General features: G+C 60.3%; 28 protein-coding genes. 17 read left to right on the top strand and 11 right to left on the bottom strand.

The genetic code is table 11. The annotated features are described in order from the left end of the window. Positions 1 to 203: 203 nt before the first annotated feature. Positions 204 to 1,046 carry an NAD-dependent protein deacetylase gene (locus ACYZT8_RS11425; RefSeq protein ID WP_461981142.1) on the top strand — a complete coding sequence of 281 codons (843 nt, stop codon included), beginning with the start codon at positions 204 to 206 and terminating at the stop codon, positions 1,044 to 1,046. 117 nt (positions 1,047 to 1,163) lie between these two features. On the opposite strand, the gene ACYZT8_RS11420 is transcribed toward ACYZT8_RS11425, so the two are convergent. Beyond that, a complete protein-coding gene (locus tag ACYZT8_RS11420; RefSeq protein ID WP_461981140.1) occupies positions 1,164 to 2,063 on the bottom strand; it encodes a LysR substrate-binding domain-containing protein in 900 nt (299 codons plus the stop codon). Positions 2,064 to 2,290: 227 nt separating this feature from the next. Here ACYZT8_RS11420 and ACYZT8_RS11415 point away from each other — a divergent pair, with 227 nt between their 5' ends. The 3 genes from ACYZT8_RS11415 to ACYZT8_RS11405 are packed head-to-tail and all read left to right on the top strand — an operon-like array spanning position 2,291 to position 4,884. Continuing rightward, complete coding sequence (locus tag ACYZT8_RS11415) at positions 2,291 to 2,989, top strand: CoA transferase subunit A (protein ID WP_131063187.1); 699 nt, start codon at positions 2,291 to 2,293, stop codon at positions 2,987 to 2,989. 36 nt (positions 2,990 to 3,025) lie between these two features. Next, positions 3,026 to 3,691: a CoA transferase subunit B gene (locus tag ACYZT8_RS11410; RefSeq protein WP_010455523.1), complete on the top strand. Its 666-nt coding sequence runs from the start codon at positions 3,026 to 3,028 to the stop codon at positions 3,689 to 3,691. An 11-nt stretch (positions 3,692 to 3,702) separates the two neighbouring features. After that, entirely contained in the window at positions 3,703 to 4,884 is a 1,182-nt protein-coding gene (locus ACYZT8_RS11405; protein WP_461981137.1) for an acetyl-CoA C-acetyltransferase, read from the top strand. A gap of 260 nt (positions 4,885 to 5,144) precedes the next feature. On the opposite strand, the gene ACYZT8_RS11400 is transcribed toward ACYZT8_RS11405, so the two are convergent. Next, positions 5,145 to 5,747 carry an NADPH-dependent F420 reductase gene (locus tag ACYZT8_RS11400; RefSeq protein WP_461981135.1) on the bottom strand — a complete coding sequence of 201 codons (603 nt, stop codon included), beginning with the start codon at positions 5,745 to 5,747 and terminating at the stop codon, positions 5,145 to 5,147. A gap of 112 nt (positions 5,748 to 5,859) precedes the next feature. Between ACYZT8_RS11400 and ACYZT8_RS11395 the strand changes: the two genes are divergently transcribed. Continuing rightward, positions 5,860 to 6,753, top strand: a complete 894-nt coding sequence (locus ACYZT8_RS11395; RefSeq protein ID WP_461982426.1) for a LysR family transcriptional regulator — start codon at positions 5,860 to 5,862, stop codon at positions 6,751 to 6,753. Positions 6,754 to 6,885: 132 nt separating this feature from the next. Here ACYZT8_RS11395 and ACYZT8_RS11390 read toward each other — a convergent pair whose 3' ends face one another. The 3 genes from ACYZT8_RS11390 to ACYZT8_RS11380 all read right to left on the bottom strand — a co-directional run bounded on the left by ACYZT8_RS11390 (position 6,886) and on the right by ACYZT8_RS11380 (position 9,351). Next, a complete protein-coding gene (locus ACYZT8_RS11390; protein WP_461981133.1) occupies positions 6,886 to 8,205 on the bottom strand; it encodes an Nramp family divalent metal transporter in 1,320 nt (439 codons plus the stop codon). Between the two features lie 77 nt (positions 8,206 to 8,282). After that, on the bottom strand, positions 8,283 to 8,807 hold the full coding sequence (locus ACYZT8_RS11385) for a DUF3833 domain-containing protein (RefSeq protein WP_461981131.1): 525 nt from the start codon (positions 8,805 to 8,807) through the stop codon (positions 8,283 to 8,285). A gap of 10 nt (positions 8,808 to 8,817) precedes the next feature. Continuing rightward, positions 8,818 to 9,351 (bottom strand): chalcone isomerase family protein, encoded by a 534-nt coding sequence (locus tag ACYZT8_RS11380; RefSeq protein ID WP_461981129.1) that lies wholly within the window; start codon positions 9,349 to 9,351, stop codon positions 8,818 to 8,820. Positions 9,352 to 9,514: 163 nt separating this feature from the next. Between ACYZT8_RS11380 and ACYZT8_RS11375 the strand changes: the two genes are divergently transcribed. The 4 genes from ACYZT8_RS11375 (at position 9,515) to ACYZT8_RS11360 (ending at position 12,869) form a co-directional block, all read left to right on the top strand. Continuing rightward, positions 9,515 to 10,309: a hypothetical protein gene (locus ACYZT8_RS11375; protein WP_461981127.1), complete on the top strand. Its 795-nt coding sequence runs from the start codon at positions 9,515 to 9,517 to the stop codon at positions 10,307 to 10,309. 56 nt (positions 10,310 to 10,365) lie between these two features. After that, positions 10,366 to 11,289, top strand: coding sequence for an aromatic amino acid exporter YddG (gene yddG / locus ACYZT8_RS11370; protein WP_461981125.1), 924 nt, complete (start codon positions 10,366 to 10,368; stop codon positions 11,287 to 11,289). Between the two features lie 81 nt (positions 11,290 to 11,370). Continuing rightward, positions 11,371 to 12,042, top strand: coding sequence for a glutathione S-transferase family protein (locus ACYZT8_RS11365; RefSeq protein WP_461981123.1), 672 nt, complete (start codon positions 11,371 to 11,373; stop codon positions 12,040 to 12,042). A 239-nt stretch (positions 12,043 to 12,281) separates the two neighbouring features. Further along, entirely contained in the window at positions 12,282 to 12,869 is a 588-nt protein-coding gene (locus ACYZT8_RS11360) for a DcrB/PsbP domain-containing protein (RefSeq protein ID WP_461981121.1), read from the top strand. A gap of 3 nt (positions 12,870 to 12,872) precedes the next feature. On the opposite strand, the gene ACYZT8_RS11355 is transcribed toward ACYZT8_RS11360, so the two are convergent. After that, positions 12,873 to 13,589, bottom strand: a complete 717-nt coding sequence (locus tag ACYZT8_RS11355) for an alpha/beta hydrolase (protein WP_461981119.1) — start codon at positions 13,587 to 13,589, stop codon at positions 12,873 to 12,875. Between the two features lie 184 nt (positions 13,590 to 13,773). Continuing rightward, positions 13,774 to 14,886, bottom strand: coding sequence for a succinylglutamate desuccinylase/aspartoacylase family protein (locus ACYZT8_RS11350; protein ID WP_461981117.1), 1,113 nt, complete (start codon positions 14,884 to 14,886; stop codon positions 13,774 to 13,776). A gap of 113 nt (positions 14,887 to 14,999) precedes the next feature. Between ACYZT8_RS11350 and ACYZT8_RS11345 the strand changes: the two genes are divergently transcribed. Together ACYZT8_RS11345 and ACYZT8_RS11340 are read left to right on the top strand one after the other, a co-directional pair. Beyond that, positions 15,000 to 15,305, top strand: coding sequence for a transposase (locus ACYZT8_RS11345; RefSeq protein ID WP_461973777.1), 306 nt, complete (start codon positions 15,000 to 15,002; stop codon positions 15,303 to 15,305). Beyond that, positions 15,302 to 16,138, top strand: coding sequence for an IS3 family transposase (locus tag ACYZT8_RS11340; RefSeq protein ID WP_461973779.1), 837 nt, complete (start codon positions 15,302 to 15,304; stop codon positions 16,136 to 16,138). Before ACYZT8_RS11345 ends, ACYZT8_RS11340 begins: the two co-directional genes overlap by 4 nt. 197 nt (positions 16,139 to 16,335) lie before the next feature. Here the strand turns inward: ACYZT8_RS11340 and ACYZT8_RS11335 are convergent, their stop codons facing one another. Then, positions 16,336 to 17,115 carry an ABC transporter substrate-binding protein gene (locus tag ACYZT8_RS11335; protein WP_461958318.1) on the bottom strand — a complete coding sequence of 260 codons (780 nt, stop codon included), beginning with the start codon at positions 17,113 to 17,115 and terminating at the stop codon, positions 16,336 to 16,338. 246 nt (positions 17,116 to 17,361) lie between these two features. On the opposite strand from ACYZT8_RS11335, the gene ACYZT8_RS11330 reads away from it, so the two are divergent. Then, positions 17,362 to 18,006, top strand: coding sequence for a type 1 glutamine amidotransferase (locus ACYZT8_RS11330; protein ID WP_461981115.1), 645 nt, complete (start codon positions 17,362 to 17,364; stop codon positions 18,004 to 18,006). A gap of 156 nt (positions 18,007 to 18,162) precedes the next feature. On the opposite strand, the gene ACYZT8_RS11325 is transcribed toward ACYZT8_RS11330, so the two are convergent. After that, the gene (locus ACYZT8_RS11325) at positions 18,163 to 18,597 is read right to left on the bottom strand and encodes a rhodanese-like domain-containing protein (RefSeq protein ID WP_461981113.1); all 435 of its coding nucleotides are present in this window, start codon (positions 18,595 to 18,597) and stop codon (positions 18,163 to 18,165) included. A 102-nt stretch (positions 18,598 to 18,699) separates the two neighbouring features. On the opposite strand from ACYZT8_RS11325, the gene ftrA reads away from it, so the two are divergent. After that, entirely contained in the window at positions 18,700 to 19,674 is a 975-nt protein-coding gene (gene ftrA, locus ACYZT8_RS11320) for a transcriptional regulator FtrA (protein ID WP_461981111.1), read from the top strand. Positions 19,675 to 19,791: 117 nt separating this feature from the next. Here ftrA and cobF read toward each other — a convergent pair whose 3' ends face one another. Further along, the gene (gene cobF / locus ACYZT8_RS11315) at positions 19,792 to 20,547 is read right to left on the bottom strand and encodes a precorrin-6A synthase (deacetylating) (RefSeq protein ID WP_461981109.1); all 756 of its coding nucleotides are present in this window, start codon (positions 20,545 to 20,547) and stop codon (positions 19,792 to 19,794) included. Then, on the bottom strand, positions 20,547 to 21,107 hold the full coding sequence (locus ACYZT8_RS11310) for a histidine phosphatase family protein (RefSeq protein ID WP_461981107.1): 561 nt from the start codon (positions 21,105 to 21,107) through the stop codon (positions 20,547 to 20,549). The genes cobF and ACYZT8_RS11310 overlap by 1 nt, the downstream gene beginning before the upstream one ends. 341 nt (positions 21,108 to 21,448) lie before the next feature. Here ACYZT8_RS11310 and ACYZT8_RS11305 point away from each other — a divergent pair, with 341 nt between their 5' ends. Genes ACYZT8_RS11305 through ACYZT8_RS11290 form a run of 4 tightly spaced genes read left to right on the top strand, consistent with a single transcriptional unit; the run spans position 21,449 to position 25,014 of the window. Beyond that, a complete protein-coding gene (locus ACYZT8_RS11305; protein ID WP_461981105.1) occupies positions 21,449 to 22,303 on the top strand; it encodes a MurR/RpiR family transcriptional regulator in 855 nt (284 codons plus the stop codon). A 2-nt stretch (positions 22,304 to 22,305) separates the two neighbouring features. Continuing rightward, on the top strand, positions 22,306 to 22,950 hold the full coding sequence (locus tag ACYZT8_RS11300) for a cysteine hydrolase family protein (RefSeq protein ID WP_461981103.1): 645 nt from the start codon (positions 22,306 to 22,308) through the stop codon (positions 22,948 to 22,950). Continuing rightward, positions 22,947 to 24,278: a glutamine synthetase family protein gene (locus ACYZT8_RS11295; protein WP_461981101.1), complete on the top strand. Its 1,332-nt coding sequence runs from the start codon at positions 22,947 to 22,949 to the stop codon at positions 24,276 to 24,278. Before ACYZT8_RS11300 ends, ACYZT8_RS11295 begins: the two co-directional genes overlap by 4 nt. Then, positions 24,262 to 25,014, top strand: a complete 753-nt coding sequence (locus tag ACYZT8_RS11290) for an N-formylglutamate amidohydrolase (protein ID WP_461981099.1) — start codon at positions 24,262 to 24,264, stop codon at positions 25,012 to 25,014. The genes ACYZT8_RS11295 and ACYZT8_RS11290 overlap by 17 nt, the downstream gene beginning before the upstream one ends. Positions 25,015 to 25,069: the final 55 nt, after the last annotated feature.

Below are 25,069 nucleotides of genomic sequence, written 5' to 3'. Positions count from 1 at the left end.
CGACGGATATTCACTGATGCCCCCTGTAGCAGCTGTCGAGTGAAACGAGGCTGCGGTCTTTTGATCTTGTTTTATAAAAACCAAAGTCAAAAGATCGCAGCCTCGTTTCACTCGACAGCTGCTACAGGGGATCGAGGGATTGCGTTCGGGCAGGTTAGCAAGTGCTACCCTGCAAACACTCAAGGTCCACCGGAGTGTTGAACATGCTCGACCGCCGCATCCGCGAACAACTCGATCGGCTCCAACAGCTGATGGCCGATCAACCGTTTGTGGTCCTGACGGGCGCCGGTATCAGCACCCCGTCGGGCATTCCGGACTACCGCGACAACCAGGGTGTTCGCCGCGGCCGACAACCGATGATGTATCAGGAATTTCTGTCGGCCCCGGAATCACGCCGACGCTATTGGGCGCGGGCGATGCTCGGCTGGCCGCGCGTGCGCCAGGCTCAGCCGAACGTGGCCCACGAAGCCTTGGCCAGTTTGCAAAGTACCCGGCAGATCAGCGGGCTGATCACCCAGAACGTCGACACCCTGCACGATCAGGCCGGCAGCCATGACGTGATCGAACTCCACGGCAGCCTGCACCGGGTGCTGTGCCTGGACTGCGGGCAGCGCAGCGAGCGGGATTCGATTCAACAATTGATGGAAGCGCAGAATCCCTATCTGGCCGGAGTCGATGCGGTGCAGGCGCCGGATGGCGATACGCTGCTGGATGCCGCGTTCGAAGCGCGGTTCCAGGTGCCGCATTGCCCGCATTGCGCGGGTGAGCGGATGAAGCCGGACGTGGTGTTTTTTGGCGAGAATGTCGCGCAGGTAACGGCGGCCAAGGCAATGGCTGCGGTGGAACAAGCTGCGGGATTGTTGGTGGTGGGGTCGTCGCTGATGGCGTATTCGGCGTTTCGGTTGTGCCGGGTGGTGGCGGATCAGGGGAAGCCGTTGATTGCGATTAATTTGGGCAAGACTCGGGCGGATGACCTGCTCGACCTGAAGATTGAAGCGTCGTGCGAACAGCTTTTGCCCTTACTGGCCCAGCGCCTCTCTTCCTGATCACCCAAAAACCCTGTGGGAGCGGGCTTGCCCGCGATGAGGCCGGCACATCCAAAATATTTATCGACTGACACACCGCCATCGCGGGCAAGCCCGCTCCCACAGGGTCTAGGTTGATCAGGAAGACAATCGTTGGCCAAGGTTTTCGGCCTTGAGGATATCGAACAACGCCTGTGCCGCCGCCGACAGTTCCACCCCAGGCTTGGTCAGCACGCCAATCGCCCGCTCCACCACCGGGTCGCGCAAGGTAATGCACCGCGCGCCCAACTCGCGCATCTGCCCGGCGCACAACGCTGGCACCGCGCTGACGCCCAACCCGCTGGCAACCATTCGCCCGACCGTCGCCAACTGATGGCTCTCAAATTCCACTGGCAATTTCATCCCCCGCGCCTGCAAGTGCTCTTCCAACATCACTCGCACTGTCGACGGGCGTTGCAAGGTAATGAACGGTTCCTTGAGCAAGGTTTGCCAATCGATGTCTTGCAGTTCGGCAAAGGGAGAATCGTCCGGCACCACGGCAACAAAACGGTCCCTGTACAACGGCGTGAATTCCAGCGATGAACTCTGCGTCGGTTCAAACGCCACGCCCAACTCCACCTGCCGGTCGCGCACCATTTCCAGCACCTGTTCGTTGATCACGTCGTTCACCGTGACGTTGACTTTGGGATAACGGGCGCGAAAGGTCTTGAGGATCGGCGGCAGCAGATTGCCGGCAAATGAGGGCATCGCCGCCAGGGTCACGCGCCCGCGCTGAAGGGTGAAACGCTGGCGCAGTTCATCCTCGGCGTTGTCCCAGTCCGCAATCAACCGGCGAGCCAATGGCACAAGCGATTCGCCTTCAGCCGTCAGCGCCACATTGCGCGTGTTGCGGGTGAACAATCGCCCGCCCAGCCCCTCCTCCAGGGCTTTGATGGTTAGGCTCAAGGCCGATTGCGACAGGTGCAACCGCTCGCAGGCTACGGCAAAGCTCAGGCTCTGGGCCACGGCCAGGAATGCGCGGATCTGCTTGACTGTCATGGGCAAATTGCTCCAGTAATGGGCGCTGGGTTATTTGTAGGGGCATGGCTTGCCGGTGATGGCGCCTGAGAGATTGCTATCGCGAGCAAGCTCGCTCCCACAGGGCTGATTGGTGAGTTTTATCTATCAATCAACCTTAAAAATCAACTTAACAAATGAATTTGTCAGCGCGACACTCACTTCCACTACGGCTAGCCAGCCGCCCACAAAGAATAAAAGAGGTGCATATGGCAGGTTTCGACAAGCGCGTGAGTTCCTACGAGGAAGCTCTGGCAGGTCTTGAAGACGGCATGACCGTGATCGCCGGCGGCTTCGGCCTGTGCGGGATCCCGGAAAACCTGATCGCCGAGATCAAGCGCAAAGGCACCCGCGACCTCACCGTGGTTTCCAACAATTGCGGCGTCGATGGTTTCGGCCTCGGTGTGCTGCTGGAAGACCGGCAGATCAAGAAAGTCGTGGCCTCCTACGTTGGCGAGAACAAACTGTTCGAAGACCAACTGCTCAAAGGCGAAATCGAAGTCGTCCTGACCCCACAAGGCACCCTCGCTGAAAAAATGCGCGCAGGCGGTGCCGGCATCCCCGCTTTCTTCACCGCCACCGGCGTCGGCACTCCTGTTGCCGATGGCAAGGAAGTGCGCGAATTCCATGGCCGCCAGTACCTGATGGAAGAATCCATCACCGGTGACTTCGCCATCGTCAAAGGCTGGAAAGCCGACCATTTCGGCAACGTGATCTATCGCCACACCGCCCAGAACTTCAACCCGCTGGCTGCCACTGCCGGCAAGATCACCGTGGTCGAAGTCGAAGAGATCGTCGAACCCGGCGAGCTGGACCCGTCGCAGATCCACACCCCTGGCATCTACGTCGACCGGGTCATTTGCGGCACGTTCGAGAAGCGCATCGAACAGCGCACCGTGCGTAAGTGATCCCCAGCCCCCGGACCGAATGAAGGAATAACAACAATGGCACTTTCCCGCGAACAAATGGCTCAACGCGTCGCCCGCGAAATGCAGGACGGCTTTTACGTGAACCTGGGCATCGGCATTCCGACCCTCGTCGCCAACTACATCCCTGAAGGCATGGAAGTCATGCTGCAGTCGGAAAACGGCCTGCTGGGCATGGGTCCCTTCCCTACTGAAGAAACCATCGATGCCGACATGATCAACGCCGGCAAGCAAACCGTGACTGCGCGTATCGGCGCTTCGATTTTTTCCTCGGCCGAGTCCTTCGCGATGATTCGCGGTGGTCACGTCGACCTGACCGTACTCGGTGCGTTTGAAGTGGATGTGCAAGGCAACATCGCCTCGTGGATGATCCCTGGCAAACTGGTCAAGGGCATGGGCGGCGCGATGGACCTGGTGGCCGGCGCAGACAACATCATCGTCATCATGACCCACGCGTCCAAGGACGGAGAGTCCAAGCTCCTGTCCAAATGCAGCCTGCCGCTGACCGGTGCCGGGTGCATCAAGCGTGTGCTGACCGACCTGGCTTATCTTGAAATCGAAAACGGCGCGTTCATTCTCAAAGAACGTGCGCCGGGCGTCAGCGTCGAAGAGATTGTCGCCAAGACCGCCGGTAAACTGATCGTGCCGGATCACGTTCCGGAAATGCAGTTCGCTGCCCAGTGAGGAATCATTCCATGCAAGAAGTCGTCATTGTCGCCGCCACCCGTACTGCCATCGGCAGTTTCCAGGGTTCGCTGGCCAGTGTTTCCGCCGTTGACCTCGGCGCTGCGGTGATCCGCCAGCTGCTGGCGCAAACCGGCCTGGACGTTGCTGAAGTCGATGAAGTGATCATGGGCCAGGTATTGACCGCCGGCGCCGGACAGAACCCTGCGCGTCAGTCGGCGATCAAGGCCGGCCTGCCGTTTACCGTGCCGGCCATGACCCTGAACAAGGTCTGCGGCTCGGGCCTGAAAGCGCTGCACCTGGCCACCCAGGCGATTCGTTGCGGCGACGCCGACGTGATCATTGCCGGCGGCCAGGAAAACATGAGCCTGTCCAACTACGTCATGCCCGGTGCCCGCACCGGTCTGCGCATGGGTCACGCGCAAATCGTCGACACCATGATCAGCGACGGCCTGTGGGATGCGTTCAACGATTACCACATGGGCATCACCGCCGAGAACCTGGCCGAGAAGTACAGCCTGACCCGCGAACAGCAAGACGCCTTCGCCGCGGCCTCGCAGCAGAAAGCCACGGCCGCCATCGAAGCCGGGCGTTTCGTTGATGAGATCACACCGATCCTGATTCCTCAGCGCAAGGGCGATCCGCTGTCCTTCGCCACCGATGAGCAGCCACGCGCCGGCACCACTGCCGAAGCGCTGGGCAAACTGAAACCGGCCTTCAAGAAGGACGGCTCGGTGACCGCCGGTAACGCCTCGTCCCTGAACGACGGTGCCGCCGCCGTGATCCTGATGAGCGCTGAAAAAGCCAAGGCGCTGGGCCTGCCAGTATTGGCGAAAATCGCGGCTTACGCCAACGCGGGCGTCGACCCGGCGATCATGGGCATCGGCCCGGTTTCGGCTACCCGTCGCTGCCTGAGCAAGGCCGGCTGGTCCATCGACCAACTGGACCTGATCGAAGCCAACGAAGCCTTCGCCGCGCAATCCCTGGCGGTGGCCAAGGACCTGGAATGGGACTTGAACAAGGTCAACGTCAACGGCGGCGCCATTGCCCTGGGCCATCCGATCGGTGCATCCGGCTGCCGGGTGCTGGTGACCTTGCTGCACGAAATGATCAAGCGTGACGCCAAGAAAGGCCTGGCCACCTTGTGCATTGGCGGCGGTCAGGGTGTAGCGCTGGCGATCGAGCGGGCGTAAAGCGTTCAACAGACTGTGCGGGGACCCACGAAGAGCTGCGCGGTCTGGTAACACCCCGGTGCATTTGGGCTATTTCTAGATGCTTTTGTGGCGAGGGAGCTTGCTCCCGCTGGGCTGCGTAGCGGCCCCAAAATCTCGACCATTATTGAGGATTTTGCGAGTGCTTCGCACTCGAGCGGGAGCAAGCTCCCTCGCCACAGTTAGTCAGCGTCTGTATGAGCTAGCCGACAACAGATACACCGGGTTCTTTTGCCTGCCCGTCAGGCAAATTTCACCAAGTTCAGCGTGGGCAACGGTCCGCCCGGAAACTGCGCCAGTCGCGCGCCGACACTCAATTCCCCAAGATCAATCCCGAAGAAACCCAATCGCTCGGTCAACCCGATCACTTGAGCTTTCGCGTCAGCATCGTCGCCAGACACAAACAACACCCGCTGACCGCCCTCCGCCGCCGGATCGCTCTCCAGCAAACGCGCCGCCAGGTGATTGAACCCCTTGACCACTCGCGCTCCGGGCACCCACTCGGCAAACACCTCGCTCGACATCCGCCCATTCAGATCAACCGCTTTGAACAACGGCGCTTCAATCGAATTGTTGGCGTCGATGACGATCCGCCCGCCGAAATCCGGCAGACCGGCCAATGCTACCGGCAGCTTCGACCAGTTGACCGCGACCAGTACGATCGCCTGTGCAGCGGCTTCTTCACGGGTGCCGGCGCGAGCCGTTGGCCCGAGTTCTTGCACCAGCGCAGCCAGGCTTTCGGGGCCACGGCTGTTGGCGATCACGACTTCAATGCCTTTGCGTGAAAGCGCCCGGGCAAAGGCTGAGCCGATGGCGCCGGCGCCGATAATTCCAATGGTGTTCATGATTGTTCACTCCGAGGGGTTGTCGTTGGCGTGAATACTGCGCTTGCGATTAGGGCTTTATTAGACGGTAATGCCTTGAATGTTTTTCAAGCATTGCTATCAGGTGCAAGCCATGGAAACCCTCGCCAACCTTGAGTCTTTTGTCCGCAGTGCCGAGACCGGCAGCTTTTCTGCGGCGGCACGTTTACTCGCGCTGACACCCGCCGCCGTCAGCCGCAACGTGGCGATGTTGGAAAGGAACATCGGTGTGCGACTGTTCCAGCGCTCGACCCGCAAGCTATCGCTGACCGAGGCGGGCGAACGTTTTCTGGCGAGCATCGGCGGCAATCTGCAAGCGTTGCAGTCGGCGATCAGCGCGGTGAGCAGCGATCAAGGTGAACCGGCCGGGGTGCTCAAAGTCAGCCTGGCGCCGACATTTGGCATCGGTCATGTGCTGCCGTTGCTGCCGGAATTCCTCAAACGTTACCCGCTGATCAAACCGGAATGGCACTTCGAAAACCGTCAGGTGGACCTGATCGCCGAGGGATATGACGCGGCCATCGGCGGCGGCTTCGAGTTGACGCCCGGGGTCATCTCTCGAACATTGGCGGCGGCGGATGTCGTGGCCGTGGCTTCACCGGACTACCTGGCGCAACACAGCCTGCCCGACAGCCCGACAGACCTGGCCCGATTGCATGGCATCGTGATGCGCGGCACCCGCACCGGACGGATCCGGCAGTGGGTCATGCAGGATGGCGCGGGCAATGAGGCGCAGGCGATTCTCAACGAAAACATCGTCCTCAACGACCCGGCCGCCATGCGTGAGGCGGCGATCCTCGGTCTGGGCGTGTCGCTGCTGGTGTTGCCGGATGTGGCCGCGAATATCCAGCGCGGCGAACTGGTGCGCCTGCTGCCCGATTGGTATGCCGATGCGGGGCCAATTTCGTTGTACTACCCGAGCCGGACGTTGATGCCGGCCAAGACCCGGGTGTTTATTGATTTTGTGGTGGATGCATTTCAGAAATAGACCGCGTCATCGTTCATCGCGGGCAAGTCGAATCGTCGCACCGCCGCTCCCACAGGGATCATCAAGCGCCACAAATGTGTATACGACGACTAACCTGTGGGAGCGGGCTTGCCCGCGATGAGGCCGCCCCAGTCACCCCAAAAACTGAAAGATCAGCCAGCTATTCGCCCCACTGATCACCACAAACAACCCCCACGCCAATACCCGCGTCGGCCAGCGATTCACCAACGCCCCCATCAATGCGTGATCGTTGGTCATGCGAATCAACGGATACAACGCAAACGGCAACTGCAAACTCAACACCACCTGACTCAACACCAGCAACTTGCCGATCGCGTTGTCGCCCATCAGCCAGACGCCGAAAAACGCCGGGATCAGCGCCAACCCCCGGGTAATCAACCGCCGTTGCCAGCAAGGAATCCGCAGGTTCAGGTACCCCTCCATGATCACCTGTCCCGCGATGGTCCCGGTAAACGTCGAACTCTGCCCCGAAGCGAGCAACGCGACCCCGAACAACACACTGGCCAAGGCGCCGCCCACCAATGGATCGAGCAAGTGATAGGCGTCCTGGATGTCCACCACATCGGTATGCCCGCTCTTGTGAAACGCCGCCGCGGCCAGGATCAGGATCGCCGCATTGACCAGCAGCGCCAACGCCAGGGAGCCAATGGTATCGATCCGCGCCAGTTTGACCGCGTCCTGCTTGCTGGCCAGGTCCTTGCCGATCATTCGGGTCTGTACGATCGAGGTGTGCAGGTACAAGTTATGCGGCATCACCGTGGCCCCGAGGATGCCGATGGCCAGGTACAGCGGCGCCGCATCGCCAAGGGCTGACAGGGACGGGGTAAAACCACGAGCGACGTCCGGCCAGTACGGCTTGATCAGCAGCAACTCGACGAAGAAACACACGCCGATGGTGCTCACCAGCACCAGCATGATCGCCTCCAGTCGACGGAAACCACGGTTTTGCAGGGCCAGTACCAGCAGCGTGTCAAACGCGGTCAGCGCGATGCCGACGGTCAGCGAACAGCCCAGCAGCAGATGGAAGGCCAGCGCACAGCCGAGCACTTCCGCCAGATCGGTGGCGATGATCGAGATTTCCGCCAGCATCCATTGGGTCCGCGCGGTGCGCGTGCTGTAGCGCTCCCGGGACAGTTGCGCCAGATCCCGGCCCGTGGCGATGCCCAGGCGCGAACACAAACACTGCACCACCATCCCCGCCAGACTTGCCAACAGCACCACGAACAACAGGCTGTAACCAAACCGCGAACCCGCCTCGATGGCAGTCGCCCAGTTACCCGGGTCCATGTAGCCGATGGACACCAGCAAACCGGGACCGGCAAAGCGCAGCACCCGCTTGAAGAACGACGCGCGCGGGTCAACCGCAACGCTGCCGGCCACTTCCGGAGGACAAAACGGCGCCGTGCCGACTTTGGGCAAACTGAATTTCACGCACACATCCGTCGACAGGTGGAAAAACGCAGCTTAGACGTTTCAGCCTGTGCGCCCAAGGGGCAAATGCCCGGGTATCAGGCGCCGTGTCGACGGAAGAACAACGTCACCTGCCCTAACTCAACGCCGAACTTGGTCATGGCGGAGCGGTTAGCCATAGTGTTTTCGTCCAGCAAGTACATCCAGTCGTCGAAATGCACCTGGTAGACCTTGTCGTCCACCGGCAGGTTGAGTTCATAGCGCCAGTGCAAAGCGTTGCCGGCCACCTCACCGCGAGATTCCCCGATCACATCGCCGGCCGTGCCGCGCCAACGGCCTGGACCGTCAGGGTACAACGTCCAGACGCGGGTCTGTTTCGTGCCGTCGCTGTAGGTAAAGGCTTCATGCATGATCAGGTTCTGGCCGTCCATTCGACTGTTGATCAACACATGAAAACGCTTGATCACCTCGCCCGAGCGTTTCTGGAACATTCCCCAGCCATCCACTCGCCCGACGAAGAACCCGGGCAGATCGAGCTTGGGGGTTTGCTCGCTGTAGCGCTGCACATCAACGCTGCAACCGGCCAGGCAGACGAACAACACCAGCAGCAGTTTCTTCAGCATGTCATGCACCTCAGGGATTGGCGCTGCCCAGCAACTGCTGGCGCAACTCGGGATTACGCGTACGTGGGTCGAGCCAGATAGCGAAAAAGGCCCGAGCGAATTGCGGGTCTTTCACTTCGTGTTGCGACTGCTGGCCGACAAAGAACCGCGCGCCCTGTCCCGGCAAATAAATGCCAGTAATGCGGGTGCCGGCTTTTACATCGACGAACGACTGTTGCATCTGCACCTTCCAGCGCTCGAGCTGCTCGGTGCTGACCGAGGCGCCGGACAATCGCTTGATTTCATCGACACTGGCCTGCACCAGATCATCGCGGGAAATGCTGCGTTGATAGATCAGTTCCAGGGCAAACGGCTGGTCCAGCGCCAATGGCCGTGCCGCACTCCAGAGCCGGGCGTTGTAGACATCAAACCCAAACACCCGAAACTCGCCGGCGCCGATGATCTGCGCGCCGGGCAATGCCTCCTGCCAATTGGCCAGGGCCTGGGTGCCTAACAATCCCAGCAACAACACACTGTGGTGCAGGCGAAATCGGGGGCTGTTCATCGCGTTCTTCTCACCGTGGGCATCTGCTAAAAACTTATACGCAAAGTATATATTTGTACAATTATTTGGCCGCGAGCTTTGTATACAAAATCCATTAATTTCCAGAGCAATCCAACGTCCGCGGTGCTAACGTTGGCGCCCCACTCAGGTCGGAGACGCGTGCGTGTTGATGCTTAAACTGCTGGTGATTCCTGGATTTCTGCTGCTGATTTCCCTCGCGGGTAAACGCTGGGGCCCCAGCGTGGCCGGTTGGCTGTCGGGGTTGCCGGTGGTGGTCGGGCCGATTCTGTTCTTTCTTGCCATCGAGCAAGGTGAAGTGTTCGCCGCTCAGTCAGCGAAGGCAGCGTTGTCGGCGATGTTCGCGATGATCGCCTTCTGCGTGACCTACGCCCAAGTCGCTCAACGGGCGGGATGGCCATGGGCGTTGACGGTTTCACTGCTGGTCTGGGCCGCCGTGGCCGTGGTGCTCTCGTTGATTGCGCCCTCGCTGGTGTTCTCGACGGTCGCCGCCGCCACCGCGCTGCTGGCGGCGCCGTACCTGTGTCCCAGTGTGCAACCCATCGTTTCCGGCCCGGCGCCGAAGTCCGACAAATTGTTGCTGCGGATGATTGCCGGCGCCCTGCTCACCCTCGCCGTGACGTTACTCGCCAGCACCGTCGGCGAACGCTGGAGCGGTCTGCTCGCGGTGTTCCCGGTGCTCGGCAGCGTGATGGCGGTATTTTCCCAGCAAACCCGCGGCCCGGCGTTTACGGCCGCGCTGCTGCGGGCGACGGCGACCGGCATGTATTCGTTCGCGGCGTTTTGCCTGGTGTTGGCGCTGGCGTTGCCTGGGATGGGCATGAACGCGTTTGCGCTGGGTGTTGCGGTGTCGGTGGGGATGCTGGGAATCACCAGGCGCTTACTCGCGCGACCGGTCAACCCGACGACCGCGGCTGGACGATCCGCGATCAAACGCTAAGCTCCTTCACATCCAGAGGGCCAGGATGTCGCCCGCTACGTGCTGAAGGAACAGACATGAGTCTTACAACGTCGCTCGTCCGTACCCCCCACTCAGCCACCGCCGTTGGTGTGATCGCGATATTTCTCTGGTCCTGCCTGGCGCTGTTGACCACCCTCACCGAAGGCATTCCACCCTTTGAACTGCTGACGCTGAGCTTCGGCATAGCGTTTGTGGCGAGCCTGTTGATTCTGGGGCGACGCGGGATCGCCGGCTTCAGAAGCTGGCGGCAGCCCTGGGCAGTGTGGGCGACCGGGTTCGTGGGGATTTTCGTTTATCACGCGTTGTATTTTTTCGCGCTTAAAGTCGCCCCGGCGGCCGAAGCCAGCCTGATCAACTACCTTTGGCCGCTTTTGCTGGTGCTGCTCTCGGCGCTCTCGGCCGGGGAAAAGCTGCACAAGCGGCAAATGCTCGGCGCGCTGCTGGGTCTGGCCGGCACCGCGTTCATCATGCAGCAACACGGCCCGGAGGCTGGCGCAACGATGCCCGTCGCCGGTTATCTCGCAGCATTCGGCTGTGCGCTGATCTGGGCCGGTTATTCAGTGATCAACCGACGCTTCAGCAACGTGCCCAGCAGCATTATCGGCGGGATCTGCGGTATGTCGGCCCTGTCCGGCCTGATCTGTCACCTGGCCTTCGAAACCACGGTGCGGCCTGATCCCGGCCAGTGGGCAGCGATTGTGGTACTCGGCCTCGGGCCGGTCGGTCTGGCATTTCTGGCTTGGGACCACGCCACCAAACACGGCAGTCTGGCGACGCTCGGGGCGCTTTCCTACCTGGCGCCGTTGATTTCGACGTTGTTGCTGATCGTCGTGGGACGCAGCCATGCCGGTCCGATCCTGATCGTGCCGGCAGTGTTAATTATTGCCGGGGCGGTGATTGCAACGTCGAGAGCAAGCGAAAAAACCCTCGCAACACGTTCGATTATTCCGAACGAGTAGAGCAAGAAGCTTGTACGTCAATCGAACAGGTTTGCCTCACCATCAGCCTCAGTTCCTAACCCACTGACTGAGGCCTACACCATGAAATTCTTTTTCCACCCTTCGCCGAACCCGATGAAAGTTGCCCTGCTGCTTGAAGAACTGCAAACGCCCTACGAATTGATTGGCGTTGACACCTTCAAGGGCGAGCAACACTTGCCAGCCTTTTTGGCGATCAACCCGAACGCCAAGGTTCCGGCCTTGGTCGACGGTGATGCCACCGTGTTCGATTCCCAGGCCATCCTGCTGCACCTGGCGCAAAAAAATCAGCGCTTCCTGCCGACCTCCGTCGCAGGCCAGGCCGAACTCCTGTCATGGCTGATGTTCATCGCCACCGGCCTGTCGCCGTTCTCGGGTCAAGCCGTGCATTTCCTGCACCACGCACCGGAAGACCTGCCCTACGCGAAAAACCGCTACCTCAAGGAAGTCGAACGCCACTACCGCGTGCTAGACCAGCGTCTGGCCGATCATCAATACCTGGCCGGCGACACCTACAGCATCGCCGACATGGCGCTGTGGGGCTGGGCCAGCTACGCGCCGTACATCCTCGGCGAGAACGGTTTGGCGGCCTACCCGAACGTCAAGCGTCTGTTCGATGAAATCAGCGCCCGCCCGGCGGCCCAACGTGCGCAGGGTTTGAAAGAGAAACTGGTGCTGAAGGCCGAGTTCGACGAAGAAACCCGTCGCAACCTGTTTCCGCAGAATCAGGACTGACACCGCTGTCGGTGTATCAGCTGTCGAGCCTGCGAGGCTGCTTTCGGCTGCGAAGCAGTCGTGAAATCAGGCGCCGTGGTTTTTCAGGAAAACCTCGTATACCGACTTTACGACTGCTGCGCAGCCGAACGCAGCCTCGCAGGCTCGGCAGCTGCTACAAGACGGTTTTCGGGAGCTGCTCCAAATCGTGTTCCATGGGATGATTGCGGCGAATGCGCGATCATCCCTGGAGTTTCCGAATGTCATTGTTGAGTAAAAAAGCCGTTGTCCTGTTACTGACGGCGGCCGCCAGCCTGGGGGCTTTGAATGCCTATGCCGCCAAGGCCACTGCCAGCGACAAAGCGCCTGCACAAGAGGTCTCGATGCTTGGCGGCAAGTTCAAGTTCACCCTGCCCAAAGGCTTCATCGCCAACCCGTTGCCCGCCGGCGACGCGGCCACCGGCACTGCCGGGGCGACGGGCACCATGTACACCAATCAGACCACTAAAACCGTCGTGATCGCGGCCGAAAACACCATCCCTGGCGGTGCCAACGTCAAGGACAACGACGGTCAGTTCCTCGACTCCGCGGCATCCGACTTTGCCGCCGAGCAAGCCAAGGCGCTGCCGGACTTCACCAAACTCAGCGAAAAAAGCCTGACCCAGAAAGGCACCGGCCTGGGGCTGCGGCAGATCGACAGCACCGCCACCCAGGGCGGCGGCAAAACACTCGACACTACACTGATGGCCGCGTCCAACACGCGCATGGCCATCGTTCAGGTGATTTCCCGCCTCAGCGACAATGGCGGCCACGAGACGCTGGTCAAACAGATCGTTACCGGCAAATAAGACTTACGGATTGAGGCGCTGCAACCAGGCGCTCAGATCCTGCATTTCGGTGGCACTGATGCTGTGACCGACGCCCGGGTAGGCGTGAAATTCAGGCGTGAGTGACAGGCTCTGCAACAGGCTGTTGGCCTCGGTGCCGTCGATGTAGGGCAAGCGTTTGTCCGCCGTGCCATGACCGATGAAAATCGCCAGCTTCTGGCGTTTTTCATCCGGTTTGAGCTCGGATTTCAGTACCGGCAGAATCCGCCCGCTCAGCGCCGCAATCCCGCCCACCGCCTCGGGATGACGCAGCGCCACCTCATAAGACATGATCGCGCCCTGGCTGAAACCCACCAGGAACACCTTGTCGGGTTCGGTGTGATATTTCTTCGCGGCCTGGGCGATGAAATCCAGCAGCACCTGGCCGCTGGCCTTCAGATCATCGGTTTCACCGTTGTAGGCAGCGTTGCCCTTCTCGCGAAACCACTTGTAACTACCCTCCTCCATTACCATCGGCGCTCGCACAGACAGGAAGTTGTACTGCGCCGGTAACTCATCCTTGATGCCGAACAGATCCTCCTCATTACTGCCGTAACCGTGGAGGAAAATCACCAACGGCTGGTGGCGGGATTCGGGGTTGGACTGTTCCAGGTACTTGAGCGGCAGATCGGTGTGCAGCGGGGTTTCAGCGTGGACGGTGGCGCAGGCCAGCAACGTCAGCAGAGCGAGAAACTTCAACATAAACCTTCCTTCATGGAGCGCAGGATTCGGGGGAGAGCCTAACACCGTGAAGCTTGCCGGGGGACATTCGGTGGTGCTGATGCAGTCATCGCGGGCAAGCCCGCTCCCACAGGTTTTGTGAACACCGCAAATAATGTGGGAGCGGGCTTGCCCGCGATGAGGCCCGAAAGAACAGCGAGAATTTTCAGTCGTTAATCAGTTTTCCAGCCCGAATCGGCTCACGCCCCGCCACTTTCGCCTGCCACGTTCCCGGCTGCGTATACCGCCCGCGATCAATCGCAAACAACACGCCGCTGGTCCCGGCGCGCACGGTGGTTACGCGGTCGCAGAGCGGATCAACCACCTCAAACAGCGCATCGCCCTTCTCCACCCATTCACCCGAATCACGCAGGAAACTCACCACCCCGTGATGCGGCGCGAACAGGTATTCGGTGCCCTCGAACGGCATGCCTTCGCAACACTCGCTCGGTGCCGCAGGCCAGGTTCCGTTGATGAATCCCTGCTCGGCGAGGAACCCGAGAATTGCCTCGCAATTAGCCTGGGCCTGATCGACCCGGGTGTCGCCCATGCTGCCCAGTTCCAGCGTCGTCGCCAGGTTGGCCGGCGGAATTGCCGCCTCGGGGAACGCCCGCGCCAGGCGCAGCCACGGCGATGAACAGGACTCATCGAATGAACTGCCGCCGGAATCTTCACAGAGCAATGCCACCCCGGCCTTCAGTCGCGCCGCCAGGGATTGCCACTGCGGCCAGTGTTGCGGCAAGGCATACAGATGAATCGCCGCGTCGAAATCGCAATGCAGATCCAGGGTGATGTCGGCTTCGCACGCGTGGCGCAGCAGCAAGCGGTGCATGGCTTCGAGCTGCGAGGCCGGTGCCGGCAGGTCGTCCAGGACCTTGCCCATGGTCTGGCGAACCAGCGCGATGTTGGCTTGCGCATCTTTACCCAATTGGTCGCCAATCAACTCGGCTACCGGGGCGCTGAGTTCGACGAAGGAGCGGTTGAAGTTCTTGCCGCTGCCCAGTTCGAAGCGGCCCATGTGGCTGCCTTGCAGGTGCTGGTCAAGACCAATCGGATTGGCCACCGGCACCAGTTCGATCACACCCTGCAACTGGCCCTGGGTTTCGAGCTCAGCCAAGCGCTTCTTCAGCTCCCAGGCCGTGCGCATGCCGGGCAACTCGTCAGCGTGCAGGCTGGCCTGGATGTAGACCTTGCGAGTACCGGCGCCATAACGAAACACGCTGAGGGTGCGTTCGGTGCCGAGGTGGCTCCAGGGCAGTGGATGGTCGATGCGTTGCATGGGGACTCCGATATAAGAGGCGCTGAGATCACCCTGTGGGAGCGGGCTTGAACTGGCCTAATAATTCCGGACACCTCTTAAGGGCGATATGATTTCGCCAATTTGGAGGTTCCATGAACGAAAGAAAGGTCTATTCCCGCGAATTCAAGCATCGTGCAGCCAGCATGGTAATTGACGATAATTGCCCCGTTCCAGATGTCTGCGCGTCTTTAGGTATTGGACCTACCGCCCTGCGGCGGTGGGTCGAGCAGGTTCGCAAGGAGCGCAAAGGGCAACCCGTTCAGGGCACCAAGGCAATTACTGAGGATCAGCGCCAGATTCAGGAATTGAAAGCCAAGATCAAACGCCTGGAACTGGAAGCCGAAATCTTAAAAAAGGCTACCGCTCTCTTGATGTCGGACCCCGATCGTTTTCGATGATCGCGGAGCTAAGAGAGTCATTTCCGACCGCCACCCTGTGTCGCGTTTTCGATGTGAAGCGCAGCAGCTTTTATGAATGGATGCAGCGGCGCGCCAAGCCAAAGATCAGACGCGAAGAACTCAAAGAGAAAGTGGTCGAGTTGCACAGCGAAAGTCGGGAAGCCCTGGGCTCCAGAGCGATCAGCAAAAACCTGAAGGCACTAGATATATCTGCCGGAAGAAGCCTTGTTAGAGCATTGATGAGAGAGGCCAACATTGTCAGTAAACAACGCCAGCCGCACCTATTCAGATCCAAAGGGGTTGAAGCATTCGTCGCACCCAATTTGCTCAAGCGCAATTTCAAACCGACCGCAGTCAATCAGGTCTGGTGTGGCGATGTTACAAGCCTGATGGTGGGTAAACGTTGGGTTCATCTGGCCATCGTGATCGACTTGTATGCACGCCGGGTCATCGGTTGGGCATTCTCTCTGGTCAACGACGCGAACCTGGTCAGCAAGGCGCTACGGATGGCGACAGAGCTTCGTAAATGCCCGTCAGGAGTAATGTTCCATTCGGATCAGGGTTGTCAGTACACCAGTCGCAAGTTTCAAGAAGAGCTGAGACGCCATGACATTTTGCAAAGCATGAGTCGTCGCGGGCAGTGCTGGGACAATGCGCCGACAGAACGCTTTTTCGGCACGCTAAAGTCAGAATGGGTCCCTCGTAACGGCTACAGCACGGTCAAGGAAGCCGAAACTGATATGACGCGTTTCTTCATGTACTACAACCGCACCAGGCTCCACAGCTACAACAACTACCTGTCGCCACTAGCTATGGAGCAAAAAGCGGCATAAGCACCGTAACCGGTGTCCGGATTTACTTGACCAGTTCAGCTTGCTCGCGAAGGCGTCGTGTCAGTCGACATTGATGTTGCCTGGCACGACGCCTTCGCGAGCAAGCCCGCTCCCACAGGGGATCTCATTTCAACAGAGAGAGCGCATAAAAAAAGTGGCAACCGCGTCAACGGTTACCACTTTTTTGAACGGCGTGATTACTGGCCGTAAACGTCAAAGTCGAAGTACTTGTCTTGCACTTGCTTGTACTTGCCGTTGGCGCGGATTTCGGTGATGGCGGTGTTGAATTTGTCCGCCAGCTCGGTATCGCCCTTGCGCACAGCAATACCGGCGCCGCCGCCGAAGTACTTGGCGTCTTCGTAAGTCGGGCCGACGAAAGCGAAACCTTTACCGGCGTCGGTTTTCAGGAAACCGTCGTCCAGGTTGACCGAGTCGGCCAGCAGCGCGTCAACGCGGCCAGAGACCATGTCCAGGTTGGCTTCCTGCTGGGAGCCGTAGCGAACCAGGTTGATACCAGCCGGCACCAGCACTTCAGTGGCGAAGCGGTCGTGGGTACTGGCGCGCAGCACACCCACTTTCTTGCCTTTGAGTTCGGTCAGCGGGTCCTTGATGTCGGTACCAGCCTTCATCACGAAGCGTGCCGGGGTGTGGTAGTACTTGATGGTGAAATCGACGTTCTTTTTGCGATCGTCAGTGATGGTCATGGACGACAGGATCGCGTCGATTTTCTTCACTTTCAGGGCCGGGATCAGGCCGTCGAACTCTTGCTCGACCCAGGTGCACTTTACTTTCATCTGCTCGCACAATGCGTCGCCGATATCGACGTCGAAACCGGTGAGTTTGCCGTCAGGGGTTTTCATCGAGAATGGCGGGTAACCGGCTTCGATACCGATGCGGATCGGCTTGGCGTCATCGGCCACAGCGGTCAGCGACAACATCGACAGTGCCAGGGCACCAAACATCACTAGCTTCTTCATTTATAACTCCTGTGTGCGGAGGCTTTTATTGGCAGCTTTCGAATGACTTTCGGTCGGTGAAGACCTAAGTGGCCGGCAGTCTAGAGCGGCTTTCAGCGGGCAAATTGTGTTTAAGCGACAAATACTTATAGAAAAGTGGCCGGCCGATTCAAAGCCCTTGAAGCGTGCGCCAAGGCGGTGCAGGGACTGTAGGACAAGCCCTTTTTTCAGACAAAACCTACACGCAAAAACGACAAGAGAGCACTGATGCCGACATTGAATCTGATCCAGCACCACCCCGCCGAAGGTCCAGGCGCCATTGCCGATTGGGCAGCGTCCCGAGGGGTGACGCTGAACGTCTTTCGCGCCGACCTCGGCCAGCTGCCACCGGTGAGTGCGGCGCCTGTGATTATGTTGGGTGGGCCTTATGAATCCAACGCCGGGCCGGCGTGGCTGGAAGCGGAACGGCAGTGGCTGGCGGCAAGCCTGGATCAGGGCGCGGCGGTGTTTGCGATTTGTCTGGGGGCGCAGCTGCTGGCGCTGAGTCTGGGTGGGAAGGTGCGGCGGATGGATCGGACTGAAACCGGCTGGACCACGGTGTCGTTCGTCGATGGCCAGACGCTGAAGGTGCTGGAGTGGCACGAAGACGCGTTCGACCTGCCGCCTGATGCGCAGTTGCTGGCCAGCAGTGATCAGTGTGAACAGCAGATGTATCGCGTGGGGCGGACGCGGGTGGGATTGCAGTTTCATCCGGAGTGGAATGCGGAGTCGGTGGCGATGCTTAATGCGCACTTTGGGGATGAGTCGCCGCTGCCTCGGGGGCAACACGACACCGCCGCTTACGCAGCCGTGAGTGACTGGTTGCAGGCGACGCTGGATGGGTGGTGGGCAGCGTCTACACGTCTTCGCTGAACTTAAGGATTGATGGGTATCTGTGGCGAGGGAGCTTGCTCCCGCTGGGTTGCGTAGCAACCCCAAAATCTCGGCAACTGTCGAGGATTTTGGGAGTGCTTCGCGCTCCAGCGGGAGCAAGCTCCCTCGCCACAATTGTTCAGTGATGTCCGAATGTCAGCATTCACAACCAATGGCAGCCGTGGCAGGCCGTTGCACTGCGACGCTCAACTCCAACCCCTCATCCAGCCACCCGGTCACGCCGCCGATCATCTCCTTGACCGGGTACCCCAGCGCCGCCAGTTTCACCGCTGCCTTGTGCACACCGTTACAGTGCGGCCCGGCGCAATAGACCACGAACAAGGTGGATGTCGGGTAGTCCGCCAGGCCCTCGGCGCTGAGCAGTCGCCCCGGAATGTTGATCGCACCCGGCACATGCCCGCGTTCGAATGCCGACGGTCCGCGCACGTCCACCAGGACAAAATCCACCTCGCCGGCCTGTTGGCTGCTGTACACGTCGGAACAGTCGGTTTCAAAGGTCAGACGGTTGCTGAAATGCATCAGGGCAATGGCCGAAGGTGCTGCGGGAATGGCGCGGACCAGGCTGCTCATGGGCTGTACTCCAAAGTCTTGAGTGGGTGTGAGAAGACTTTATCCGCCCGAGGCTTGCGGCTACAGTGGCGGACAAGACACTCACCGGGAACTTTCCGCCAAATGCTGCCTAACCCTGGATTGGTCGCGATTCTGGCCTATGACGGCCTCTGCACCTTCGAATTCGGCATCGCCGTGGAGATCTTTGGCCTGGCGCGGCCGGAGTTCGATTTCCCTTGGTATGAACATCGTATCGTCGCGGTGGATCAGGGCCCGATGCGCGCCATGGGCGGCATTCAGGTCCTGGCCGATGGCGGCATGGAACTGCTCGAAGACGCCCGCACCCTCATCATTCCCGGTTGGCGCGACCGCAACGCGCCGGTGCCGGAACACTTGCTCGCCGCCCTGCGCCAGGCCCATGCGCGGGGTGCGCGGCTGCTGTCGATCTGCTCCGGCGTGTTTGTGCTGGCGGCGACCGGCCTGCTGGACGGCCACGGCGCCACCACCCATTGGCGCTACGCCGCTGAGTTGGCTGAACGCTTTCCCAACATCCTGGTGGACCCGGACGTGCTCTACGTCGACTCCGGTCAGTTGATCACCTCGGCCGGCAGCGCGGCGGGTATCGATGCGTGCCTGCACCTTGTTGCGCGGGATTTCGGCACTCAGGTAGCCAACTCGGTGGCGCGGCGCCTGGTGATGTCGCCCCAACGCACCGGCGGGCAGGCGCAGTTTATTCCTACGCCCGTCAGTCCAACGCCCCGCAGCGATTTGTCCCGCGTCATGCAATGGGCGCGGGAGCGCTTGCATGAACCGCTGGAGGTTCGCGAACTGGCGAGTGAGGCGGCGATGAGTGAACGGACCTTTCTGCGCCGGTTTAGCGAAGCCACTGGCATGCCGCCCAAGGCGTGGTTGCAGCATGAGCGGCTGGCGCGGGCGCGGGAGTTGCTGGAGAGCACGAATCAGAACACCGATCAGATTGCCGACCAGTGTGGTTATCGCTCGGTGGAGAGTTTTCGCGTGGCGTTTCGAGGGGTGGTGGGTGTCCCGCCTTCGGTGTATCGGGAGCGGTTTGGGCGTGGGGTCAACGCCATAATTTGAGGTGTATTGAAGGGCCTCATCGCGAGCAGGCTCACTCCCACAGGGTTTTGTGAACACCGAAGATCCAATGTGGGAGTGAGCCTGCTCGCGATGACGTCAGCCCAGACACCGCTGCCCTCAAGGCTTACGCAACAAATAGGTATCCATAATCCATCCATTGGCCACCCGAGCCGCCTTGCGCACCCGCTCAATCTCATCCGCCACGTCCTTGAGCTTGCCGCTGATCAAAATCTCATCCGGCGTCCCCAAATAAGCCCCCCAAAAAATCTCTGTCTCCTGATCCGCCACCTGATGGTAGGAATCCTCGGCATCGAGCATCACCACCAGGCTGTCGGCGTCGCTCACCTGCCCCGCCGCCAGTCGCCGGCCGGTGGTGATTTCAATCGAGCGGCCGATGCGATTCAACGGTACCTTATGCTGCGCCGCCAGCGCCTGAACGCTGGTGATGCCGGGGATCACTTCATACTCGAACGCACAGCGGCCCGAGGCGAGGATCGCCTGCAAAATCCGCAGGGTGCTGTCGTACAACGCCGGGTCGCCCCACACCAGAAAACCACCGCACTGGTCGTCGGAGATTTCCTCATTGATCAGCCGTTCAAAGTTTTGCTGCTTGGCGAGATTCAGATCCTCGACACTGGTCTTGTAGTCCACATCCCCGCGCTCACGCTCCGGGCTGTGGGCTTCGACAAAACGGTAGTCGTGACCGGTGATGTAGCGCTCGCAGATCTCACGGCGCAGGTCGATCAGCTTGTCTTTGCTCTGGCCCTTGTCCATCAGGAAAAACACGTCGACGAGGTTCAGCGCCTTCACGGCCTGCATCGTGATGTAGTCGGGGTTGCCCGCGCCGATGCCGATGACCAGAAGCTTTTTCATCAAATGACTCCTTCAAGCAAACGCAGGCGCCAGCGGCCGGTGAAGCGCAACTCGATGGCCGACAACGGTTCGACGTCGATCAGGTTGAACGCCGCAGCCTGCAACACCTGCGTCAGTGCGGCGCGAATGACAAACGGATGAGTGATGGCAAGGATATGCCCCGGTGCTGTCTCAAGGGACTTGAGCCACTGCGCCACGCGCTCACCCAGTTGCGCGACCGACTCACCGCCATGGGGCGCCGAGGTCGGGTCGTCGAGCCAGGCTTGCAGCGCATCGGGCTCGGACTTTTGCAGGTCATCGATCCGCACCCCGTTCCACCGTCCGAAGTCACAATCCCTCAGTGCCGAGACGATTTCAACGTCATTGCCAAACATCTCCGCTGTCTGCTGCGTGCGCAACTCTGGCCCACAGAGCACCCGTGGCGCACGCTCGAACTGGCTGCAACGCGATCCCTTTGCTGATTGCCCATAGAATTCCAACGGCTCATTCGTAGGAAACGTCGCCAATTTTTGTGCGACGGTTCGAGCGTGGCACATCAGGGTCAAACGGGTTGCCTGCACGGATTATCACCCTGTCGATGAAATGGTAAACGGCACGATGCCACAAATAATCACGCAATTGTGCCGCAAGACGCTTGATCCAGGGCGTTTCGTTTGAATTGGCAGCGACGGGATACGGACTCATTTAACCGTTTAAATTCAGCAATCTCTGACACCCTTGTGGGCGATGGACTACAAGCCCTGTCGACTTCCGTGTAGCCCCCAGCGCACGGCCTTTTCGCCTCATTTTTGACGCTGGAAAAACCATGGAAAAATTCACTAGACATGTAGCATGCGCTACATAAATACTGTTTTAGCGATTTATGAAACAAAACCGACATATCCATCCAGCAGGAGCCCGGATGCCCTCTCTCAGAGACCTGATCACCGATCCCGGCCTGGACCTTACGCCGGCGGAACGCAAAGTCATTCGTGCCTTGCTGGACCAGTACCCGCGTAACGGGCTGGGGCCGATGTCACGGTTGGCCGAACATGCCGGTGTCAGCGACCCCACCATCGTGCGACTGGTAAAAAAACTGGGTTTCAGCGGTTACGCCGATTTTCAGGATGCCCTGTTCAATGACATGGACCATCGCCTTCGGTCCCCCAGCACCCTGTTGCAGCTTCGCTCTCAGCTTCAAAAAGGCGACGCATGGAGTCATTACCTGGCGGACACCCATCGGGCGCTGGTGGATACCCACGCGCTGACCCAACCCGAAGACGTGCGGATTCTGGTGGAATGGCTGCTCGACACCCGCCATCAGGTTCACTGCTTTGGTGGGCGCTTCAGCAGTTTCCTCGCCAACTATTTGCTCAACCATTTGCGCCTGCTGCGCCCGGGCTGTTTCGCCCTGGAAGACAACGCGCAACTGCCGGACCGGCTGTTCGATGTGCAGCGTCAGGACGTGGTGCTGGTGTTCGACTATCGCCGCTACCAATCACAAGCCCTGCGCGTGGCCAATGCGGCGAAAAGTCGATATGCCCGCGTGGTGTTGTTCACCGACATCTATGCTTCACCGCTGCGGGAAATGGCCGACCTGATCATCAGTGCACCGGTGGAATCAGTGTCGGCCTTCGACAGCATGGTCCCGGCACTGGCCCAGGTCGAGGCGCTGATTGCCTGCCTGACCCTGCGCAGTCCGGAGCTGGCCGATCGCCTGGAAGGCATCGATGCCCTGCGGACCGACTTCGATACCCACCTGCTGGAGGATAAATAAGGATGTTCACGCTCCCCCACCGTTCGCCCCGGGACTTACCGTTCACTGCCGATCACACCGCGCTGTTGCTGGTGGACATGCAGCGTGCCTGGCTCGAACCGCAGTTCGACCCGCACCTCAACGGACCGGACGGCGAATACTTCCTGACCCGCACCCACATGCAGGTGGTGCCCAATCAACGCCGGCTGCTCAGTGCCGTTCGCAGCGCGCAACAAAACGTGCTGCACACGATCATCGAAAGCCTGACCGCCGATGGCCGCGACCGCTCGCTGGACCACAAACTCTCGGACATGCACTTGCCCAAGGGCAGTACGCAGGCGCGGATCATCGACGACCTGACACCGACCGAAAACGAAATCGTCCTGCCCAAGACCTCCTCCGGAGTGTTCAACTCCACCAACATTGACTACGTGCTGCGCAACCTGGAAACGCGGCACCTGATCATCGCCGGCATCGTCACCGACCAGTGCGTGGACATGGCCGTGCGTGACGCCGCGGACCGTGGCTACCTGGTGACGCTGGTGGAGGATGCCTGTGCCACCTACACACCCGAGCGTCATCAAGCCTGCCTGAACGCGATCAAGGGTTACTGCTGGATCACCGACACCCAGACCGTGCTCGGCCGGTTGCAGGAGATGCAACCATGAGTGAACGCCTGTCGCCGCTGCCCATGACCACCATCGTCACCACCGACCTGATCGGCGTGACACGTGGCCGCTCGTTCCCGACGGACGAACTGGAACACTATCTGGCGACAGGCTGCGGCTGGGTGCCGGCCAACAGTGCCCTGACCCCGCAAGACATCATCGCCTCCACCAACCCCTGGGGTGCTTATGGCGACCTGCGCCTGATTCCCGACCTGAGCAGCCGGGTGACGGTCAGCAACGGCCCGGATGTCATGGCCCCGGCGCTCGACTTCATCCACGGCGACATTCGTGAAACCGATGGCCGCTCGTGGGGCGCCTGTCCGCGTACGTTGTTGCGCCATGAAGTGGAGCGTTATCGCGCCGAACTGGGCTTGCAGGTCAACGCCGCTTTCGAACATGAATTCAACCTGAGCAGCGACGCCGCGGATCAGCTGGCGTTCTCCCTTGAGGCCCAGCGTCAGGGCGCCGAATTCGGTGGCTGGCTGCTCAGCGCCCTGCGCGCCGGCGGCGTCGAACCGGAAATGTTCCTGCCCGAATACGGCAAGCATCAATACGAAATCACCTGCCGCCCCACCCTCGGTGTGGCGGCGGCGGACCGTGCGGTGAACGTGCGCGAGATCACCCGCGAAATCGCCCGGCAGATGGGCATGGACGTGAGCTTCGCGCCCAAGACCTCCGAGCATGCCGTGTGCAACGGCGTCCATCTGCACGTCAGCCTGCTGGACCTGGACGGTCAACCGCTGATGTACGACGCCGGCACCCTCAATGGCCTGTCGACCCTTGGCCAGCACTGGGCCGCCGGCATCCTGCATTACTTGCCGGCGCTCTGCGCGTTCACCGCGCCGACACCGGTGTCCTACGAGCGTTTGCAGCCGCATCACTGGAGCGCCTCCTACGCCTGCCTCGGCCAGCGCAACCGCGAAGCGGCGCTGCGAATCTGCCCGACGGTGAGCCTGGGCGGCAAATCGGTGGCGGCGCAATACAACCTGGAATTTCGCGCCATGGACGCCACGGCTTCGCCGCACCTGGCCATGGCCGCACTGCTGATCGCCGGTCGCCTGGGCATCGAGCAACGCCTGGCCTTGAACGCGATCACCGATGAAGTCCCCGATTCCCTGAATGAAGAACAACGCCACGCCCGAGGCATCGTCGCCCTGCCCGCTTCACTGGCCCAGGCGCTCGAATGCCTGCGCAACAGCGAGGCGCTGATCGAAGCCTTGCCGAGCGCGTTGATGGACACTTACTTCGCCCTTAAAACCGAGGAACTGACGCTGACGGAACAGCTGTCGCCCGCCGAACGCTGTGAGCACTATGCACGCCTGTACTGAATCCGCTGAACTCGGTCTTTTTACCGAGCCTGCGTACACCCTGAGCCGCGAAGACTCAACGCACCCGTTGATTCTGGTGTGCGAACACGCCAGCCGTTTTATCCCGGCCAGGTTAAATGACCTGGGCCTGAGTCACGACGCGGTGCGCGAGCATATCGCCTGGGACATTGGCGCACTGGCACTGGCTGAGGGTTTGTCCCAGGCACTGGGTGCAACACTGCTGGCGGCCAATTACTCACGGCTGTTGATTGACCTCAACCGCCCGCGCCATGCTCCGGACAGCATTCCGTCGCAAAGCGAGATTTATCAAATACCGGGTAACCGGGATCTGGACGAGGCGACGCGCGATTACCGCCGCGAATGCCTGTTCAAGCCATTTCATGCCCGGCTGCAAACCTTGATCGACCAGCGTGTCGCCCAAGGGCGGCCGGTTCGGGTCGTCGGCATTCACAGCTTTACCCCGGTTTTCCACGGCCAGCCGCGCACGCTCGAAGTCGGCGTACTGTTTGGCGAAGCCAGGGGCTACGCGCAACGCCTGATTGACGGGTTGAGCCTGCATCCCTTGAAGGTCGCCGGCAATAAACCTTACAAAATCAACCCGCTGGGCGACATGACGGTGCCGGTGCACGGCGATGCACGGGGACTGGAATCGGTGTTGATCGAAGTGCGCAACGATCTGCTGCGCACACCTGAAAACGTCAGTCGCTGGACCGCTTACCTGGCACCACTGTTGTAAAAGAATCGCGTCAAACTCGCAGCTCGTAGCTGCTTTCATCCCAAGGAGTAGGGCT

This window comes from Pseudomonas sp. LB3P93 (assembly GCF_054898025.1).
Note: the sequence above shows the minus strand (reverse complement) of the source record. Positions and strands in the feature narration are given on the sequence as shown.

Excerpts from the sequence above, each read along its gene's own strand:
- ACYZT8_RS11425 (WP_461981142.1), top strand. The coding sequence starts at position 204 with ATGCTCGACCGCCGCATCCGCGAACAACTCGATCGGCTCCAACAGCTG.
- ACYZT8_RS11420 (WP_461981140.1), bottom strand. The coding sequence starts at position 2,063 with ATGACAGTCAAGCAGATCCGCGCATTCCTGGCCGTGGCCCAGAGCCTG.
- ACYZT8_RS11415 (WP_131063187.1), top strand. The coding sequence starts at position 2,291 with ATGGCAGGTTTCGACAAGCGCGTGAGTTCCTACGAGGAAGCTCTGGCA.
- ACYZT8_RS11410 (WP_010455523.1), top strand. The coding sequence starts at position 3,026 with ATGGCACTTTCCCGCGAACAAATGGCTCAACGCGTCGCCCGCGAAATG.
- ACYZT8_RS11405 (WP_461981137.1), top strand. The coding sequence starts at position 3,703 with ATGCAAGAAGTCGTCATTGTCGCCGCCACCCGTACTGCCATCGGCAGT.
- ACYZT8_RS11400 (WP_461981135.1), bottom strand. The coding sequence starts at position 5,747 with ATGAACACCATTGGAATTATCGGCGCCGGCGCCATCGGCTCAGCCTTT.
- ACYZT8_RS11395 (WP_461982426.1), top strand. The coding sequence starts at position 5,860 with ATGGAAACCCTCGCCAACCTTGAGTCTTTTGTCCGCAGTGCCGAGACC.
- ACYZT8_RS11385 (WP_461981131.1), bottom strand. The coding sequence starts at position 8,807 with ATGCTGAAGAAACTGCTGCTGGTGTTGTTCGTCTGCCTGGCCGGTTGC.
- ACYZT8_RS11380 (WP_461981129.1), bottom strand. The coding sequence starts at position 9,351 with ATGAACAGCCCCCGATTTCGCCTGCACCACAGTGTGTTGTTGCTGGGA.
- yddG (WP_461981125.1), top strand. The coding sequence starts at position 10,366 with ATGAGTCTTACAACGTCGCTCGTCCGTACCCCCCACTCAGCCACCGCC.
- ACYZT8_RS11365 (WP_461981123.1), top strand. The coding sequence starts at position 11,371 with ATGAAATTCTTTTTCCACCCTTCGCCGAACCCGATGAAAGTTGCCCTG.
- ACYZT8_RS11360 (WP_461981121.1), top strand. The coding sequence starts at position 12,282 with ATGTCATTGTTGAGTAAAAAAGCCGTTGTCCTGTTACTGACGGCGGCC.
- ACYZT8_RS11355 (WP_461981119.1), bottom strand. The coding sequence starts at position 13,589 with ATGTTGAAGTTTCTCGCTCTGCTGACGTTGCTGGCCTGCGCCACCGTC.
- ACYZT8_RS11350 (WP_461981117.1), bottom strand. The coding sequence starts at position 14,886 with ATGCAACGCATCGACCATCCACTGCCCTGGAGCCACCTCGGCACCGAA.
- ACYZT8_RS11345 (WP_461973777.1), top strand. The coding sequence starts at position 15,000 with ATGAACGAAAGAAAGGTCTATTCCCGCGAATTCAAGCATCGTGCAGCC.
- ACYZT8_RS11340 (WP_461973779.1), top strand. The coding sequence starts at position 15,302 with ATGATCGCGGAGCTAAGAGAGTCATTTCCGACCGCCACCCTGTGTCGC.
- ACYZT8_RS11335 (WP_461958318.1), bottom strand. The coding sequence starts at position 17,115 with ATGAAGAAGCTAGTGATGTTTGGTGCCCTGGCACTGTCGATGTTGTCG.
- ACYZT8_RS11330 (WP_461981115.1), top strand. The coding sequence starts at position 17,362 with ATGCCGACATTGAATCTGATCCAGCACCACCCCGCCGAAGGTCCAGGC.
- ACYZT8_RS11325 (WP_461981113.1), bottom strand. The coding sequence starts at position 18,597 with ATGAGCAGCCTGGTCCGCGCCATTCCCGCAGCACCTTCGGCCATTGCC.
- ftrA (WP_461981111.1), top strand. The coding sequence starts at position 18,700 with ATGCTGCCTAACCCTGGATTGGTCGCGATTCTGGCCTATGACGGCCTC.
- cobF (WP_461981109.1), bottom strand. The coding sequence starts at position 20,547 with ATGAAAAAGCTTCTGGTCATCGGCATCGGCGCGGGCAACCCCGACTAC.
- ACYZT8_RS11305 (WP_461981105.1), top strand. The coding sequence starts at position 21,449 with ATGCCCTCTCTCAGAGACCTGATCACCGATCCCGGCCTGGACCTTACG.
- ACYZT8_RS11300 (WP_461981103.1), top strand. The coding sequence starts at position 22,306 with ATGTTCACGCTCCCCCACCGTTCGCCCCGGGACTTACCGTTCACTGCC.
- ACYZT8_RS11295 (WP_461981101.1), top strand. The coding sequence starts at position 22,947 with ATGAGTGAACGCCTGTCGCCGCTGCCCATGACCACCATCGTCACCACC.
- ACYZT8_RS11290 (WP_461981099.1), top strand. The coding sequence starts at position 24,262 with ATGCACGCCTGTACTGAATCCGCTGAACTCGGTCTTTTTACCGAGCCT.